Annotated in this window: 12 protein-coding genes; 4 read left to right on the top strand and 8 right to left on the bottom strand. The window is 59.7% G+C overall.

Annotated features, from left to right (window positions below; all coding sequences use genetic code 11):
- Positions 1-10: 10 nt before the first annotated feature.
- From AC1EJZ_RS02795 to AC1EJZ_RS02780, 4 genes are all read right to left on the bottom strand, one after another.
- Positions 11-1,327 carry an MFS transporter gene (locus AC1EJZ_RS02795; RefSeq protein WP_092648822.1) on the bottom strand — a complete coding sequence of 439 codons (1,317 nt, stop codon included), beginning with the start codon at positions 1,325-1,327 and terminating at the stop codon, positions 11-13.
- Between the two features lie 30 nt (positions 1,328-1,357).
- The gene (locus AC1EJZ_RS02790) at positions 1,358-2,731 is read right to left on the bottom strand and encodes an NCS2 family permease (protein WP_257590441.1); all 1,374 of its coding nucleotides are present in this window, start codon (positions 2,729-2,731) and stop codon (positions 1,358-1,360) included.
- Between the two features lie 225 nt (positions 2,732-2,956).
- The gene (locus AC1EJZ_RS02785) at positions 2,957-3,769 is read right to left on the bottom strand and encodes a DUF3027 domain-containing protein (RefSeq protein ID WP_092648824.1); all 813 of its coding nucleotides are present in this window, start codon (positions 3,767-3,769) and stop codon (positions 2,957-2,959) included.
- Positions 3,762-4,139, bottom strand: coding sequence for a cold-shock protein (locus tag AC1EJZ_RS02780; protein ID WP_058237249.1), 378 nt, complete (start codon positions 4,137-4,139; stop codon positions 3,762-3,764). Before AC1EJZ_RS02780 ends, AC1EJZ_RS02785 begins: the two co-directional genes overlap by 8 nt.
- 271 nt (positions 4,140-4,410) lie before the next feature.
- On the opposite strand from AC1EJZ_RS02780, the gene AC1EJZ_RS02775 reads away from it, so the two are divergent.
- Positions 4,411-6,498, top strand: a complete 2,088-nt coding sequence (locus AC1EJZ_RS02775) for a hypothetical protein (protein ID WP_480293911.1) — start codon at positions 4,411-4,413, stop codon at positions 6,496-6,498.
- A 102-nt stretch (positions 6,499-6,600) separates the two neighbouring features.
- Here AC1EJZ_RS02775 and AC1EJZ_RS02770 read toward each other — a convergent pair whose 3' ends face one another.
- Entirely contained in the window at positions 6,601-7,707 is a 1,107-nt protein-coding gene (locus AC1EJZ_RS02770; protein WP_480293910.1) for an alpha/beta fold hydrolase, read from the bottom strand.
- Positions 7,708-7,846: 139 nt separating this feature from the next.
- Here AC1EJZ_RS02770 and AC1EJZ_RS02765 point away from each other — a divergent pair, with 139 nt between their 5' ends.
- Together AC1EJZ_RS02765 and AC1EJZ_RS02760 are read left to right on the top strand one after the other, a co-directional pair.
- Positions 7,847-8,563, top strand: coding sequence for a PspA/IM30 family protein (locus AC1EJZ_RS02765; RefSeq protein ID WP_070727629.1), 717 nt, complete (start codon positions 7,847-7,849; stop codon positions 8,561-8,563).
- 138 nt (positions 8,564-8,701) lie between these two features.
- Positions 8,702-9,265, top strand: coding sequence for an NYN domain-containing protein (locus AC1EJZ_RS02760; RefSeq protein ID WP_070727632.1), 564 nt, complete (start codon positions 8,702-8,704; stop codon positions 9,263-9,265).
- 691 nt (positions 9,266-9,956) lie between these two features.
- On the opposite strand, the gene AC1EJZ_RS02755 is transcribed toward AC1EJZ_RS02760, so the two are convergent.
- Positions 9,957-11,705: a glycerol-3-phosphate dehydrogenase/oxidase gene (locus AC1EJZ_RS02755; protein ID WP_058237254.1), complete on the bottom strand. Its 1,749-nt coding sequence runs from the start codon at positions 11,703-11,705 to the stop codon at positions 9,957-9,959.
- A 233-nt stretch (positions 11,706-11,938) separates the two neighbouring features.
- On the opposite strand from AC1EJZ_RS02755, the gene AC1EJZ_RS02750 reads away from it, so the two are divergent.
- On the top strand, positions 11,939-12,877 hold the full coding sequence (locus AC1EJZ_RS02750; RefSeq protein WP_480293952.1) for a sugar-binding transcriptional regulator: 939 nt from the start codon (positions 11,939-11,941) through the stop codon (positions 12,875-12,877).
- Here AC1EJZ_RS02750 and AC1EJZ_RS02745 read toward each other — a convergent pair.
- Together AC1EJZ_RS02745 and lysS are read right to left on the bottom strand one after the other, a co-directional pair.
- Entirely contained in the window at positions 12,874-13,890 is a 1,017-nt protein-coding gene (locus AC1EJZ_RS02745) for an ADP-ribosylglycohydrolase family protein (RefSeq protein WP_480293909.1), read from the bottom strand. The two genes, AC1EJZ_RS02750 and AC1EJZ_RS02745, sit on opposite strands and share 4 nt — an antisense overlap.
- 501 nt (positions 13,891-14,391) lie before the next feature.
- Positions 14,392-15,999, bottom strand: a complete 1,608-nt coding sequence (gene lysS, locus AC1EJZ_RS02740) for a lysine--tRNA ligase (RefSeq protein ID WP_480293908.1) — start codon at positions 15,997-15,999, stop codon at positions 14,392-14,394.
- Positions 16,000-16,001 lie beyond the last annotated feature (2 nt).

The following is a 16,001-nucleotide window of genomic DNA, read 5'->3' as shown; positions in this document are numbered from 1 at the left end:
AACCAGGTCGCTATCCACCTTCGGATGCGCGTCGGGTGGCCTCGGCCGCATCCTGAACGGCCCTGGCGCGTTCAACAGGGCCGACCGCTTCGAGCGGGTGGAATGACCAGTGCAGTCGGACGCGGATTTCCCAGTGGATAATCGCCCACACGCCGGCTGCAATAGCGATCAGGAGGGAGAAGATTCCTCCGATCAGGATTGACCAGCGGGCACCGAACTGCTGACCTATCCAGCCGATCAGCGGGGCTCCCAGCGGAGTGGATCCCATGAAGATCATCGAGTACAGTGCCATGACCCGTCCGCGCATCTCCTCAGCAGTGGAGATCTGGATGGCGGCATTGGCCGCGGTAATCATGGTGAGCATCGCCAGGCCAGTCGGAATCGAAATGAGAGCGAACGACCAGTAGTTGGGTGCAAGTCCCAGAATGATTTCAACCAGTCCGAATGCTGCTGCAGCCAGAACAATCAGGCGAAGGCGCGGTACGCGTCGACGTGCTGCGATAAGGGCGCCGGTCAGCGCTCCGATCGCCATGAAGGAACCAAGAATTCCGTAGTCGCCGGCCTGACGGTGGTAGACCTCTGTGGCCATCATGGCGGAGGTCATCTGGAAGTTCATGCCAAGGGCTGACACCACGGACACGACGATGAGGATCAGGATGATGTCGGGGCGCGAGCGCACGTAGGCGAGACCTTCGCGGATCTGACCCTTCTCGCGCTTGACGTGACGCTGAGCGTTCAACTCATCTGTGCGCATCAGTGCCAGCGCAATCACAGGCGCCGCAAACAACGCACCGTTGATGATGAAGACCCAGCCCGGACCCACCCAATCAATGACCAGGCCAGATAGTGCCGGTCCGATGAGGCGGGCCGAGTTGAAAGCAGTTGAATTCAGTCCCACTGCGTTCGGCAGTGATTCAGCGGGAACAAGTTCGGACACGAATGCCTGGCGGGCAGGTGAATCGAGGGTCGATCCGATTCCACCGATCAGGGCCAGCACGTAGACGTGCCACAGTTGGGCGGTGCCCGTCAGCACGAGGGCACCCAGGATCAGCCCGAGAGCCGCAGTCAAGACCTGCATGGCCTGAATGAGGTGTCTGCGGTTGAGGCGGTCTGCCAGGACACCGGCCCATGGTGACAGCACCAGCAGTGGTATGAACTGCAGTGCTGTCACCACGCCGACCTGGAACCCTTCGTTATCCGTCAGGACGGTGAGAACCAGCCAGTCCTGAGCCACACGCTGCATCCACGTACCGGTCGAGGCAATGATGTTGCCGATGAACCAGTAGCGGAAGTTGGTATAGCGCAGCGAGTGGAAGGTCCGGGACACCTGACGAACTACTCCTTAAAGGTTGAGCGTTCAGCCAAGCAGTGCGCGCTGAATCGGGCCCAACGCGAAGTAGGCCACGAACAGAATCGACACGACCCACATGAGCGGGTGAATCCTGCGTGCTTTGCCGATCGCTATTTGAATGGCTGTGTAAGCGATGAATCCAACGCCGATACCTACCGAAATCGAGTAGGCGAACGGCATGAAGGCAATCGTCAAGAATGCCGGAATCGCTATTTCGGGCTTGTGCCACTCCATGTCGGTAACCTGCACCATCATGAGGAACCCGACGAAGACCAGAGCCGTTGAGGCAGCCTCAGTCGGCACCAGGTTGACGATCGGTGCAAGGAAGGTCGAGACAAGGAACAGACATCCCGTCACTACCGATGCTAGACCAGTTCGTGCGCCTTCGCCCACGCCGGCCGCTGATTCGATGAAGGACGTGTTCGAGGAGACGCCACCCATACCGCCAGCCATTGCTGAAACGGAGTCGATGAGCAGAATCTGCTTGGATCGCGGCGGGTTGCCCTTTTCGTCCAGCAGGTCACCCTCGGCGCCCACGGCCACCATCGTTCCCATCGTGTCGAAGAAGTCAGCCAGCATCAGCGAGAAGACCAGCAGAATCACTGCGAGGGGTCCCAGCTTGCCGAATGCGCCGAACATGTCGACCTGGAAGAGGGAGGAGAACTGAGGAAAAGCCACCGGTGCGCCATCGATTTCAGGAACTGACTGTCCCCAGCCGGTCGGGTTTTCGTCGGACTTCTGCCCGATCTTCACGAACGCCTGGATGATGATGGCCAGAACGGTCGATGAGAGGATGCCGATCAGGATGGCGCCACGCACCTTGCGCACGTACAGGATGATCGTCAGGAACAGGCCAAAGACGAAGATCACTGCGGGCCACCCGTCGAGGGAGCCGTCAACACCGAGCTGGACGGGTGTTCCGCCCGGACGGATGATGCCGGCGTTCAGCAGACCGACAAAAGCGATGAACAGACCGATGCCCACAGAAATAGCGGTCTTCAACTGGCGAGGAACCGCCTTGAAGACCGCTTCCCTGAAGCCTGTCAGCACCAGGATCGTGATGAGGATACCTTCCCACACGATCAGGCCCATTGCTTCCTGGAAGGTCAGACCTGATGCGCCGACCAGGGTGAATGCCACCATAGCGTTCAACCCCATGCCTGCTGCCAGGCCTAACGGGTAGTTGGCGACGACACCCATCAGGACGGTCATGATGCCTGCGACAAGCGCGGTGCCGGCGGCGACTGCCTGGGTCGAGATGTTCTCAGGAAGAGCTGACGACAAGATGATCGGGTTAATCACCAGGATGTAGGCCATCGAGAAGAAGGTGACGAAGCCGCCGCGGATTTCCCGGCCCACCGTGGAACCACGTTCAGTGATGTGGAAGAAACGATCGAGACCGTTTTGTGCAACACCGCTGCTTGCAGAACGCTGTGACTGAGCTGCGGCGTTTTTCTGATTCTTTACACTGTGATTGCGCGCATTGTTGCGCTGCTTGGAATTTTTGGAGCTCACCTGAAAATGGTGCCCCGCTCGACATGACTTTTTCAAGCTGGGTAGTGCTGAAAGAGACCGATATAACGCCGCGCCACCTCGTCAGGCACCTTAAGGCCTCGTCACGGGCACAAATTGACGAGGGAGACCTGCCTGGTTCGCCTGCCCCAGCTCGACCGTTTCCACTCCAAAATCGTTGACGTGAGATGGGCGCACAGGCCACTGAGTTTTCCGATTCGGTGTATCGGTTTCCGAGTGTGCACCACACGCATGGTCGAGGCTGACAACCTTTCCATCGTCCTGAGCCCACTCATTGGCACACACACCAAATACTGTGCGGAACTCCCCTGGCAGCTTCACCAGGAATCCGCAGGTCGAACACGGATTTTTCGCCAGGCGGCCTCGTGCCGGACCCTGCTGAGAGTGGTACCAGCGTTCACTGGCACTGCGACGGCCCTCGGTTGAAAGGACGCGCGCACGGCCCAGGCCAAGTTCACGCGTCGTCGGCAGGTCTGGATTCTCCCCGGCGTCCTCGTAGGACTGATCGAGGCGCTCATCATCTGCGCGATACGGCAGGACATCTGAGCGTGAAAGGTCGTCGGGAGTCAGACGCTCAGCCCATGGCACCCACGGCGGTGCAAGCAGCGAATCGTCACCGGGGATAAGGTCGACTTCGCAGATCGTTGCTTTGCGTCCACGCGGAACGCGGGCAACTGTCACTGCCCATGTCCACCCGCGATAACCGGGATCGAGGTTGTCGAACAGATGGGTGAGCAAGCGGTCACCGTCGACGCGGATGCCGACGTGTTCACCAACTGTGCCGGGGCGTGCGACGTCTTCAGCGGCTTGGCGCGCAATCTCAACCGCGCCTTCCAGCACGACGTCTTTCTTGCGACTCCTGGGTCGCGTTGTCTTTTCAGGCATCGAAATCCTCTGCGACAGCTTGCAGCATTTTGGCTACCTGTCGCGCATTTTCTGGGTAGTGGCCACGTCGAAGTGAGTTCGACGCGTCATCGAGCAGTTTGATGAGGTCCTCAACAACGGGAACCATGGCTTGGGGACGGCGACGGTGCGCTTTTGCGATGGAGTGAGCTTCCTTAATGACGCGCACGGAAAGAGCTTGGGGCCCTTTACGTCCGTCAGCAACCGAGTACTCAACGCGGGTTCCTGATTTGAGCGTAGGTGTCTCGGGTGGCAGTGCAGAGGCATGGAGGAAAACCTCAACTCCATCGTCTCCACCAATGAAGCCGAAGCCACGGTCAGCATCGAAGAACTTCACTTTGCCGGTCGGCACGATCGCGCTCCTTTTAAAGTAGAGTCCCTCAGGGCAGCTGTGCCGCCCTTCGGGGTCGGTGTGCGCGCCGCGGTGGCGCGCATGTGTCCTGTCTATGATAAGCCGGGAAGCTGTCCCGGGCGATTCTCCAGGCTGTTTTTCGCCAGCCGCGCAGCGAGGCGACCGACGGACACCCTCATAAATCTATCGAAGAAACGTCGAAAACAGTAGGCTATCAAGAGAAAGAATTATGCCGACATTCTGATGAAGCGGCAACCCGTGAGGAGCAGCGATGAAGACGTTGAAACGAGCATGGATGCTGGCGATCGGGTTGATTGCCGCTTGCGTGATTGCCTCACCTTCGTGGGCAGTATCTCCCGATGAGCTGGATTTTGAGTCAGGATCGTGGGTGGTGGATCCGTCTTCGATGCTCTCGCCAGATCAGCACTCCACCCTGCAAGAACGTGCATCTGCGGCGCAGAGCGACGGCCACCCGGTACTTTTTGCCGCTATCTCCTCATTTGATTCACTTTCTCCTGAAGACTGGTGTGAGGACGCCCTCGACAATTTCATCGACGCGACCGGGCAGGACAAAGCGAGCCTGTACGTGCTGGCCTTGGATGACCAGCTTCAGGGCATGTGCGGGCATTCCGAAGCCAACTCAAACCTGTCTGCAGCATTCGACGCGGCAACTGACGTCATCAATCAGGGCAGTGGGGCCATTACGAGCGATGAGTTCGTCGCCGCAAGTACCGCGGTTGCTGATGCCTTGACCAGGTCGGGTGCACCGTCACCGTCAGATTCCTCGTCAGGCTCGCCGTCGCAGTCCGGGTCGGGCACCTCGTTCTGGGCGATCGCGGTGGTGATCGCGGGCTTTCCCGTGCTGTTCATTGCCCTGTATTGGCTCAGGCGCCGCAACAGGCCGCAGCAGAGGCAGCAGGGGCAGCAGGGTGCGCGTGGTCAGTATGCGGATATGAGCACCGAGGAGCTGGTATCGCTGGCGGGTCAACGCCTGCTCGCCGCTGACGAAACTGTTCGCAGTGCCACCGATGAGCTGTCGTATTCTCGCGCCCAGTTTGGTCGCAACCGCACTCAGGACTACGACGAGGCGATCCGCCGCGCGCGCAAAACTGTAGACGCTCAATTCGCGAATCAGCAGAAACTGCTCGAATCAGATGACGAGGGCACGAAGCGACAAGCCGCATTGACTATCCTCCAGGCGCTCGAAGAAGCGATGGGGCCACTCGCTCAACAGCACGACGAGTTCGCTGTGATGCGTGAGAAAGAGGCCAGCGCTGATGAGCGTGAACGCGCTGTTCGCGAACGCATCAACCAGATCGAAGGCAATATTCGCGTTGCCGAGGGCGAATTGCGCACCCTGACGGCTGCATATTCGCACACGATGATCGCCTCGCTGCTCGACAACCCTGAGCAGGCGCGCACCTTGATCGAATCGGCTCGCACTTCTGCCGATGAGGCTCACGGACTGTTGAATACGGACCGCGGGCGCGCCAACCAGCTTCTCGATATTGCCGAGCGCGCGCTGGGTCTTGCGCAGGTGCAGGTCGACGCGATTTTGAAGGCGCAGGAAAATGTGGCGCATGCTGCGGACAATCTGTCGCGCGCGATTGCCTCGATCAGCTCGGATCTTGCGGACGTGACGAAGTTGGGTGCCGACCAGGAGGCCTTTGCGCCGATGCTTGCCGATGCGCATGAGGCGGTGGATAAGGGCAGGCTGGCGCTGAAGAAGCAGGCGGATCCGCTGGAAGCCCTGGAGTCGCTGCATCTGGCAGAAAGTGCACTCGACGCCGCGTTGGATCCATTGCGCTCCCAGGCTGAGCAGAGCGAGCGCGCAATTGAGCGTGCCCACAAGCAGCTGTCCAGTGCACGACTTTGGGTTGAGCGTGCGCGTCAATTTGTGCGCTCCTCGGGTGCATATTCACCTGAGGATGCTCGCTCAGCTCTCGCCCGTGCCGAAGAAGCCTTGCGGCGCGCTGAAGAGCTGGTTGACTCCGACCCCGCTCAATCCGAGGAAGCGTCCAAGACTGCCTATCAGGCGGCGCATCAAGCCATCGAGGCGAGTAAGCGTGGCAATCAGGATAATCTCTTCGATTCCGATTCGTTACTGAGCAACCCCTTCTTGTGGACCCTGTTCGGCTCCAGCCTGGGTTCTAACCGCGGCGGAGGCTACTGGGACGGTTCCGGTTCACGCTACGGTGGCGGAAAGTTCACGCGTCGCGGCGGTGTGGGTGGCTCTGTCGGTGGCAGTTTCACGCGTCGTGGCTCTAGCGGCCTCGGCGGAGGATTCGGCGGCGGATTCGGCGGAGGCTTCAGCCGCGGCGGTTTTGGTGGGAGCTTCGGCGGCGGCTTTAGCCGCTGACGTCTTGGCAGCGCCTTTGGCGGCGATTTCAGCCGCTGGCCCCTCCGGTTCACTGACGACACCGGCTCGCTGGGCAGGGAGCCTTCCTGGCGCGCGATTCACTTACTCGCTCGAGCCAGCCGGGCCTTCAGCCACGTCACCGTCCACTCGCGTCGACCAGTGATTTCCTCCCCCATTACCACTGGCCTCTATGCGCGCGATAAACGGGAGGACCGCATTAAAGTAACCCTGCGGCCGCGAGCGCCGCACATTGTGCACTCCGCCGTGCACGATCACGCATTCCACACACCGGTTGCCGATTTGGCGCAGGATCTCCATCCCCTCGAGCCCGACCCGCGATTCACCCACAACATCGCCAGTGACAACCAGGGTCGGCACCTTCAGTCCTGCCATGACTTCTTCCCATTTGATTTCGGGCGCGACGACTCCCGTCTGAAGAAGCCGCGAGTCGCACTGCTGGCTCGCCCACAGACCCGGTAAAATCTCACTGCTCGGCGCGGCCCCTGCCGCCAGCTCACGCGTCAGTGCACCGACCAGGTCATTCGCAGTTTCTTGAATCTTAGCTGCGCGCAGTTTCCCTCGTTCATGAAGCTCTTCGGACGAGCGCGTCCCAAAACGTGCGGGGTCTTCAGCCACGACTGCGTCCACGAGGTCCGGCCTGCGCAGCGCGACTGCCGCCGCCGTCGCTGCTCCCATCGAATGCCCGATCAGGATTGTTCGCGGCCCACGATTTGTGCCCGAGGGGGACGCTGCTTGGTGAAAGATCTGGTGCGAGGGAGATCGTCTGCACGCCCGGTCCCGTTCGATCGCGTTCACAACATCGTCGATCAGCTGGTCGCCTGCTCGCGCAAGTTGATCGTCACTCCAGCGAGGCGATAAACCGTGTCCCCTGGCATCCAAGGCGATAATGCGACGCGAAGGATGCGCCAAGCGAAGCTGAAGGTCGGCCATCGCACCGGCGCAGCTCGTGATGCCGTGGAGCAGGTAGATCGTGGTGGGGGCCGAGGGATTGCCGGTTTCAATGCGCGCGAGCGGCTGGCTGTCTTCATCTGAGTGCTCAGGTGCACCAACCGTGGGTGAGGGTGCGCCCCAGCTGGGAGCGCCGTTCGCAGGTGCGGGCGCACCCTGGTCAGGTGTACCCCGGTCAAGAGCATCGTTCTTCGGTGTGGGTGAGCCCTGGTCAGAGTCACGTGTGTGCCTGTTCAGCATTTCTTGCCCCTTCCATGGCATCGCTGAGAGCCGAAAAGTAACTGAGTTGTCGTCGTCACCAGGCAGCGGATGCCACAGATCTATAGTATTGAATCGAAGCGTGAGACGAATCACGTCATGAGATACGGGAGGAGCCCCGATGGCAGAGAAGCAGACAATTCTAGGACGAATGGCACAGCTGGCGAAAGCCAACATTAACGCTTTGCTGGATCGTGCCGAAGACCCACAAAAGATGCTTGATCAGCTGATTCGCGATTACACCAACTCGATTGCGGAAGCTGAAAATGCTGTCGCACAAACAGTTGGAAACCTGCGCCTGGCCGAACGCGACCATGAGCAGGACACCAAGCTTGCTGCTGACTGGGGTCAGAAGGCGGCTGCTGCCTCGAACAAGGCTGATCAGGAACGCGAAGCTGGCAACCAGGAGGAAGCCGACCGCTGGGATAAGCTCGCGCGAGTCGCAATCGGCAAGCAGATCCAGTTCGAGAACGAAGCCAAGCAGGCTGAGCCGATGATCGCCTCGCAGACCGAGGTTGTCAACAAGCTCAAGGACGGCCTGGCTGTCATGAAGGACAAGCTGTCTGAGCTGAAGTCGAAGCGCGATTCTCTGGTTGCTCGTCAGCGCACCGCCGAAGCACAGACGAAGGTCAACGATGCGCTTGGCACGATCAACGTGCTGGATCCGACGTCTGAATTGTCACGCTACGAGGATCGCGTCCGCCGCGCCGAGGCGCTCGCTCAGGGCAAGATGGAAGTCGCGTCCTCCAGCATTGAGGACCAGTTCGCAGAGCTGGAAACCGATTCGTCGCAGATTGAGATCGAGCAGCGTCTGGCTGCATTGAAGAAGCACGAGTAGTTCGCCGCGTACACGCCGAGATTCTTCAAACGTCCCATCACCTCTATTGTGATGGGACGTTTTATATGTTGAACTTTTAAAAGACTGAGTATGAAAACACGTTTCCTTTCTGAAACGCCTGGGACTAATCTGTAATCCATGGATGAAATAACATATTTAGTCGTCGATGGCGAAAACATAGATGCAACATTAGGTATGTCAGTTCTGGAACGCCGCCCTAATCCGGAGGAACGTCCCCGCTGGGACCGCGTTCTCGATGCAGCGACCCACACATGGAGCCAGCCAACGAAAGGATTGTTCTTCCTCAACGGTTCCAATGGGCACCTCCCGATGGGTTTCATACAGGCTCTGACCGCCATGAATTACACACCAATCCCTCTGGCGTGCGAGTCCCCCACCGTCAAGGTTGTCGACGTCGGCATTCAAAAAACCCTGTCAGCCATCGCAGAACTCGATGGCGCCTCAGTGATCCTGGCGAGCCATGACGGAGACTTTGTCCCGCAGGTCCGCGAGCTCCTGTCAATGGGGCGCAAGGTCGCGATCGTATGCTTCAAGGAGTTCCTTTCCGCCCAGCTCCAGGAGCTTGTTGACGAGGGACTTGAGGTGCTCGACCTCGAGCATGACCTCGACGCTTTCCAGGTGGTGCTTCCTCGGCTTCAGATCATCGATCTGGACGCTTTCGACCCCTTCGCATTCCTGTAAGCCCCTCCCTCAACGCTTTTCGGAAGCAGCACCTTTCCGATGCACTCGTGCCGCGATGGCATGCTGGCGTGGTTGTGCTACAGGCTCGGCTTTCTCAGTGACCAAACCCGCGTGAGGAGTCCCAGATCAGATAGCTCGCAGTGCCCACTGTCTGCTCACCGCGAGCCTCGTGCACCATGCCCTAGATCTGTCTTTCGCACATACACGATCCCCTAGATCTACCCCTCGCACATGCACATACCCCTAGATTCTCCCTGTTTTTTGCACGATCCCCTAGATCTAACGCCCCGTCATTGTGCCGCGTTCCTCAAAACGCAGGTCACAAGACATTCCAATTTTCGAGGGATGTCCCGTCCTCTGTTGATCTAGGGGGTTGTGCACAAATCCCCCTAAGATCTAGGGGTTCGTGCAGGAGAGCATTCAGGATCTAGGGGTTCGTGCACGAAAGAGGTTAAGATCTAGCGCATTGTGCAGCGAGCGGTACATGGCCTGATCAACGGAGCACCCACGACAGGCCCAACGAGCACCCGTCAAGATAGTGCCGACTCGTGGCGACAACCGGTCAAGGTCTTACGAGGCCACGCTATCCGGGGTAAAGCGTGAGGGTGCATCATCCCCGAGCCTCCGCGCAACGCACCGTTAGCCAAGCGGGGCGACGCGGCGTTGACCGGGGACAAAGCTGAGTGCTGATTCAGCCCTGGACGTCAGGAGCAACGTCCTTGAAGGGCCGGATCGGTTCTACCTGCTCGCGGACGGCCTGCGCTTGCTTCTCATCCCAGATGCCTTCGGCTTCACGCTCAGCATCGCATCGCGCCTGATACGACGCCTTCTCACGCGCGGTCGTTTCTTCATCCCAATCCAGCATTGCAGCCGCGATCTGAGCCACCGCATCCAGGGATTCCACTCCGCGATCCTTGTGCTCATAGTGGATGCGGGTACGACGTGTCAGCAGGTCCTCGATGTGCAGGGCTCCCTCGTACGCAATGCCGAATGCAATTTCCGCCCTGAGATATTCGGGCGCGCCGGGCAACTCGTCTCCGAGAGAAGGATCCTCCTTAATCATTGACAGCACCAACTCGATATCGGCCCCGTACCGATCCAGGAGATCTTCGACGTGGTCGACGCTTAGACCAGACTCCTGCGCCAATTTCTTGCGGGATTCCCACATCGCGAAGTAGCCGTTCGCTCCCTCGAGCGGTGTCTTTTCTGTGACGCACGGCTTGTTCTTCGCCCCAGAGCCGAGCGCAAAGTCCACTGCGTCCTGCGCCATCTGGCGATACGACGTCAGCTTGCCTCCCGCGATCACCGTCAGCCCAGGAGCGGCTTCCGTCACCGTATGTTCACGCGACACTTTCGTGGACTTGGTTTCGTCATTGTCGAGGGTTCCGGGTTGAAGCAGCGGACGCAGACCGGCATACGTGCCGATAATGTCGTCACGCGTCAGCGGGGTCGCCAGCACCGAGTTGGCATGTTCAAGCAGGTAGTCGATATCCTCCCTGTCGGCAACAGGTTCGAGGCGATCCTCATGGTAGGCGGTGTCTGTCGTGCCGATGATCCAGTACCGCTTCCACGGAATAATGAAAAGCACGGATTTCTCGGTACGCAGGAAGATACCGACTTTCGACTTGATCGCATCTTTGGGCACCACGATGTGAATACCTTTCGATGCCAGAACTTTCAGTCCCCCGCCGGTGTGCGCCAGCGACTGCGTTTTCTCAGTCCACACACCCGTCGCATTGATGACGCTACGAGCTTTGATATGCAAGTCTTCGCCAGTTTCGAGGTCCACCACATGCGCCCCTCGAACCCGGCCAGAGGAATCCTGATCAAGTTCCTGAACCTGAACCCGGTTGGCAGCCAGCGCACCGTAACGCACCGCCGTGCGCACAAGCGTCACCACCAGGCGCGCATCATCTACACGCGCGTCGTAGTAGACGATCGATCCTGTTAACGCATCGGGTTTGATGGCGGGCGCCAGCTTCAGGGACCCTTTCTTCGAGTAATGCTTCTGGATCGGAACAGACCCGCGGTGCGCAAACTGGGCCAGTACGTCATACATCCCGACACCGATAGCCGAATACGTGCGCTCAATGACCGGAATCTTCAACGGCCACAAGAACGGCTGCGCCTTCACCAGGTGAGGAGCGTTCTGCGTCAGCAGCAGACCGCGTTCCCGCAAGGATTCGTTCACGAGTTTGAAGTCGAGTTGGTACAGGTAGCGCAACCCGCCGTGCACCAGTTTCGAGGAGCGCGACGAGGTACCCGAGGCCCAGTCCTGCGCTTCCACGATTCCCACCCGCAGGCCACGCGTGGCGGCGTCAACGGCGATACCTGCTCCTGTCACTCCGCCACCGATGACGAGTACATCCAGCTCGGGGCCTGACGCCATTTCCTGCAGGGCATCGTGTCGGGCTGTGGGTGATAGAACTGGGATACTCATCTGCGTCTCCATCGATCGTGTTGTTGGACCGTACTTCTTTATCGCGACATTTAGTCGCGCTGCCTGCTCGCGCTAATCGATCACGCTCTTAGACGCGCTTCTCGATCGTGCTTGACGAGTTGTTGCCTTCATTATCTCAGAAATGCACGTCTACCCAAAGGTGTTGGGCATTTGTGCATGAGAGACTGGGAGTCGTGAGCAAACGTGATGAGCTGGCACTGCAAGCGGCCGTTCTGTACTACATCCGCGAAGAAAAGATGGAGGCGATAGCCTCCCAATTGAACATGTCGCGCTCGTCGGTTTCACGCCTGCTGTCCTACGCCAAAGAGGTGGGACTGGTGCGCATCCAGGTGCAGGACCTGGCCGGTGCGCGCACCGACCTGGAACGCGAAATCGCGCAGGCGTTCCACGTCAACGCAGTCGTCGTCCCTGTTTCATCAGTAGACACCCCTGTCGCCACGCTTGAATCGGTGGCGCAGGTGGCCGCGGCGCAGCTCGCCAACTTGATGCAACCTGGCGCCACGCTTGGAATCGCCTGGGGCAATACAACAGCAGAAGTCACGCGCCACTTGGCCAGGACTCCCCTGCCCAACGTCACGGTCGTCCAGCTCAACGGGGCCGGCAATGCGGCACAGTCAGGTGTCCCGTACGCGGGTTCAATCATGTCGCGCGCTGCTGAAGCGTTTGGTGGCCAGACGGTCTACTTCCCCGTCCCCGCGTTCTTCGACTATGCCGACACTAAAGAGGCACTGTGGCGCGAACGCTCAATTCGCCAGGTCCTGACGACGATCGAGTCGTCAACCGTGGCACTGTTCGGTGTGGGTTCGCTCGACGCAGCGCTCCCCTCGCACGTGTATTCGGGCGGATATCTTGACGCCACCGAACTTCACGCAGCACGCGCCGACGGAGTAGTGGGCGACGTCTGTACAGTACTGATCCGCGAAGACGGCTCAACGAATATGGAGCTCAACCATCGAGCATCCGGTCCCATGCCCGACGTATTGCGGCGCATCCCCGTGCGGCTGTGCGTCGTTTCTGGCGTCTCGAAAGCGATTCCCCTGCTGGGAGCGTTGCGTGCCGGGGTGATGACGCACCTGGTGGTCGACTCCGAAGCGGCACGCGCACTGCTCAACCGGATGAACCGCGAGCACGGTCAGCGATCGTCTCGCTAACGGGCCCGTTCACGCACGTCAAGCAATTCGAGCGCGGGGGTTGCCACATCGATGCCTGACACGCTCATCACCTGCTCGATGACGGTGTTCGGGAAGACACTGACACCGCATGTCGCACCCAGCATTGCGCCGGTAATCGCGCCGATTGTGTCCGTGTCGCCTCCAATATTGGCGGCCTGGATCAGAGCTTTATAGGGCTGCTGCGCGTAGCGGCGCGCCAGCGCGAACGCGGCCGGAACAGCTTCATTGGATTCGACGGATGTTCCCACCATTTCGCGCAGCCAGGTTGCGAAGTCTTCCTCGTTCCTCTTGCGGGCATGATTATGGGCGTACTGCGTGCGTGCAACGACGCTGGCTCGCGGACTCCAGTGTCCGGGCGAACCCAGTCGGTCGATTTCGGTCAGCGCAAGTTCAAGTGCTGACAGGGTATCCAACCCGTTGATCCCCAGGCTGACGACTCCGGCGACGAGCGCAGCACTTTCAAAACCCTGCGTCGTATTGTGCGTCACCATGCATGATTCGCGCACTACGCGCGCGAACGCTTCGGCCTCGCGCATGTCGATGGCTATGCCCACCGGCGTCACCCGCATCGCGGCGCCGTTGGTCGTGCCTTCCGTTCCAGTGGTGCCGTATTCGGCGCCGGCACGGATTTCTTCGAGTGCACTCTTGGTGGAGGGGCCGAGCAGGTCGAGGGATCCTCGCGCTCTCATCGTGTCTTCCCACGCGAGCAGGCGGTGCGCCAGTTCAAGCGAATCAATGTGCCCGTCACCGTCGATCAACAGGGAGGCAACCAGGAGGGCCTGTTCGGTGTCGTCGGTGACATGGCCAGCTTTCATGGAGGGCGCGATGGGCTGCGTCGGGCTCGCATCGACGAGGCCGTCCACACGGATGTACGCCTGATGAATCTCCTCATGGCTCATCGATTGCGTGGGCATGCCGAGCGCATCACCGAGAGCAAGTCCAGTCAGAGCGCCGATCGCCCGATCCGCTTTGAGCGCTTGCGTTTGCTTCACGAAGTTCGTCACGAATTACTGCCTTAGTGGTTCTGCGTCGTTTTATTGATGTACGAGGGCATCTTTGGGCGCTGCCACATGAAAGCACATGGGAGCCAGCAGGTGCCTTTCGTTTAATGTAAACACAGAACCTGCATGTTGGCTGAGAAGTTTCGGAGCGTAGGGCTCGTGAGCAGATACGGCCGGCATATATGTGTCCTGCCAGGCAGATGCGCTCAACAGGCGAAAGTCACTGCCAAACGGGCACGGTCGACGGGCGAAAGTCGCCGGTAAGCAAGTACGTCGAGCAGGTTAATGCCACTAGCAAGCAGTACCCGTATTTGAGCTCCACTGCTTGCGCCTGCGCAGTCGATTGGTCTGCACCGCGGCATCAGGCTGTGAGCAGGGCTGCCATCATCGCTCCGACAATGAGCAGTCGCTTCTTGCTCGCCCGGCCCCGATTCATCATGGTTGCATCTTTCCCATCGATGCAGTGTGGTGGTGCAGGCAGCTCGTAGCGGATCAGATCTTCTTGACCAGCGGGAACGTGATGGTTTCTCTGATTCCCTGCCCCGTCAGAGCCATGAGCAGGCGATCCAGCCCCATTCCCATGCCGCCCGACGGAGGCATGCCGTATTCCATCGCCATCAGGAAGTCCTCGTCCAGCACCATAGCTTCCGGGTCGCCTTCAGCAGCGGCGAGTGCCTGGGCTTCGAAGCGCTGGCGTTGGATCACGGGGTCGACCAGTTCCGAATAGGCTGTGGCCAGTTCAAACCCTCGCACATACAGATCCCACTTTTCCACCACGCCGGGCTTTGAGCGGTGTCCTCGTACCAGCGGTGAGGAATCTTCCGGGAAGTCGCGCACGAAGGTCGGGGCCCACAGACTGTCCCCCACGGTCTTTTCAAAAATGACTTCCGCAATCTTGCCATTGACGTAGTGGTCGGGGATCTCTTCGCCCAGATCTGTTGCGATGCGCACCAAATCCTCGCGCGAAGTCTGCGGGCTGATCGCGGTTCCGACCGCGTCTGAAATCGAGTCATACAGGCTGATCGACTCCCACGATCCCGACAGGTCGTAGGTCGAACCGTCGGGCAGGGTGACGACTTCGGTTCCCAGTGCGTCGCGCGCGGCTTTCTGAATGAAATCACGGGTACGCGTGGCCATCGTGTCGTAGGTTCCGTACGCTTCGTACGCTTCCAGCATTGTGAATTCAGGTGAGTGTGACGAGTCAGCGCCTTCATTGCGGAAGTTACGGTTGATCTCGAAGACCTTGTCAACACCACCGACAACTGCGCGCTTGAGATACAGCTCAGGGGCGATACGCAGGTACAACTCCGTGTCGTAGGCATTCATGTGTGTTGAGAACGGGCGTGCTGCCGCACCGCCGTGCAGGACCTGCAGCATCGGCGTCTCAATTTCGATGAACCCTGCGTCACGGAAGTAGTCGCGCAGTGAACGCACAACGTTGGCTCGCATGCGCACCATCTCGCGAGCTGCGGGGCGCACGATCATGTCGAGGTAGCGGCGGCGCACGCGCATGTCCTCCGACAACGCCATTTCCGTGCCGTCTTCAGCGGTGTAGGTCTTGGGAAGTGGACGCAGTGCCTTGGATGCGATCTTCCATGCGGGGGCATCCTCGCCCTCCCCCGGCTCTGCCATAATCGACAGTTCTCCGCGCCTGGATGAAATCACTCGCCCGTGGACGAACAGGTGGTCTCCCAGGTCAACCTCGGACTTGTAGGTTGCGAGCGAGTCCGGTCCGACGGAGGCGGCGGACAGCATCACCTGGATGCGCACACCTGCGCCGTCCTGCAAGGTGGCGAAGCAAAGCTTTCCGCCGTTGCGCATCAGTATCACACGGCCGGCAATTCCCACCACATCGTCGGTTTCTTCACCGGCTTCCAGATGTCCATACGCCTCGCGCACCAGAGCGATGGTCGACGTGATCGGCAGTTCAACCGGGTAGGGCTGCTTCCCCTCGTCCAGCATGGTTTGACGTTTACCTGCACGGATCCGCATCTGTTCAGGCGCGTCGTCACGGCCCTGTCCCGCTTCCTTTCGAGGAGCGTTTGAGTCGTTGTGTCCGGCCGGTTTCTGGGGCGTTAGTTCTTCACTCACGTGTGCCATGG

This window comes from Pauljensenia sp. C0170B5 (assembly GCF_056590195.1).
Note: the sequence above shows the minus strand (reverse complement) of the source record. Positions and strands in the feature narration are given on the sequence as shown.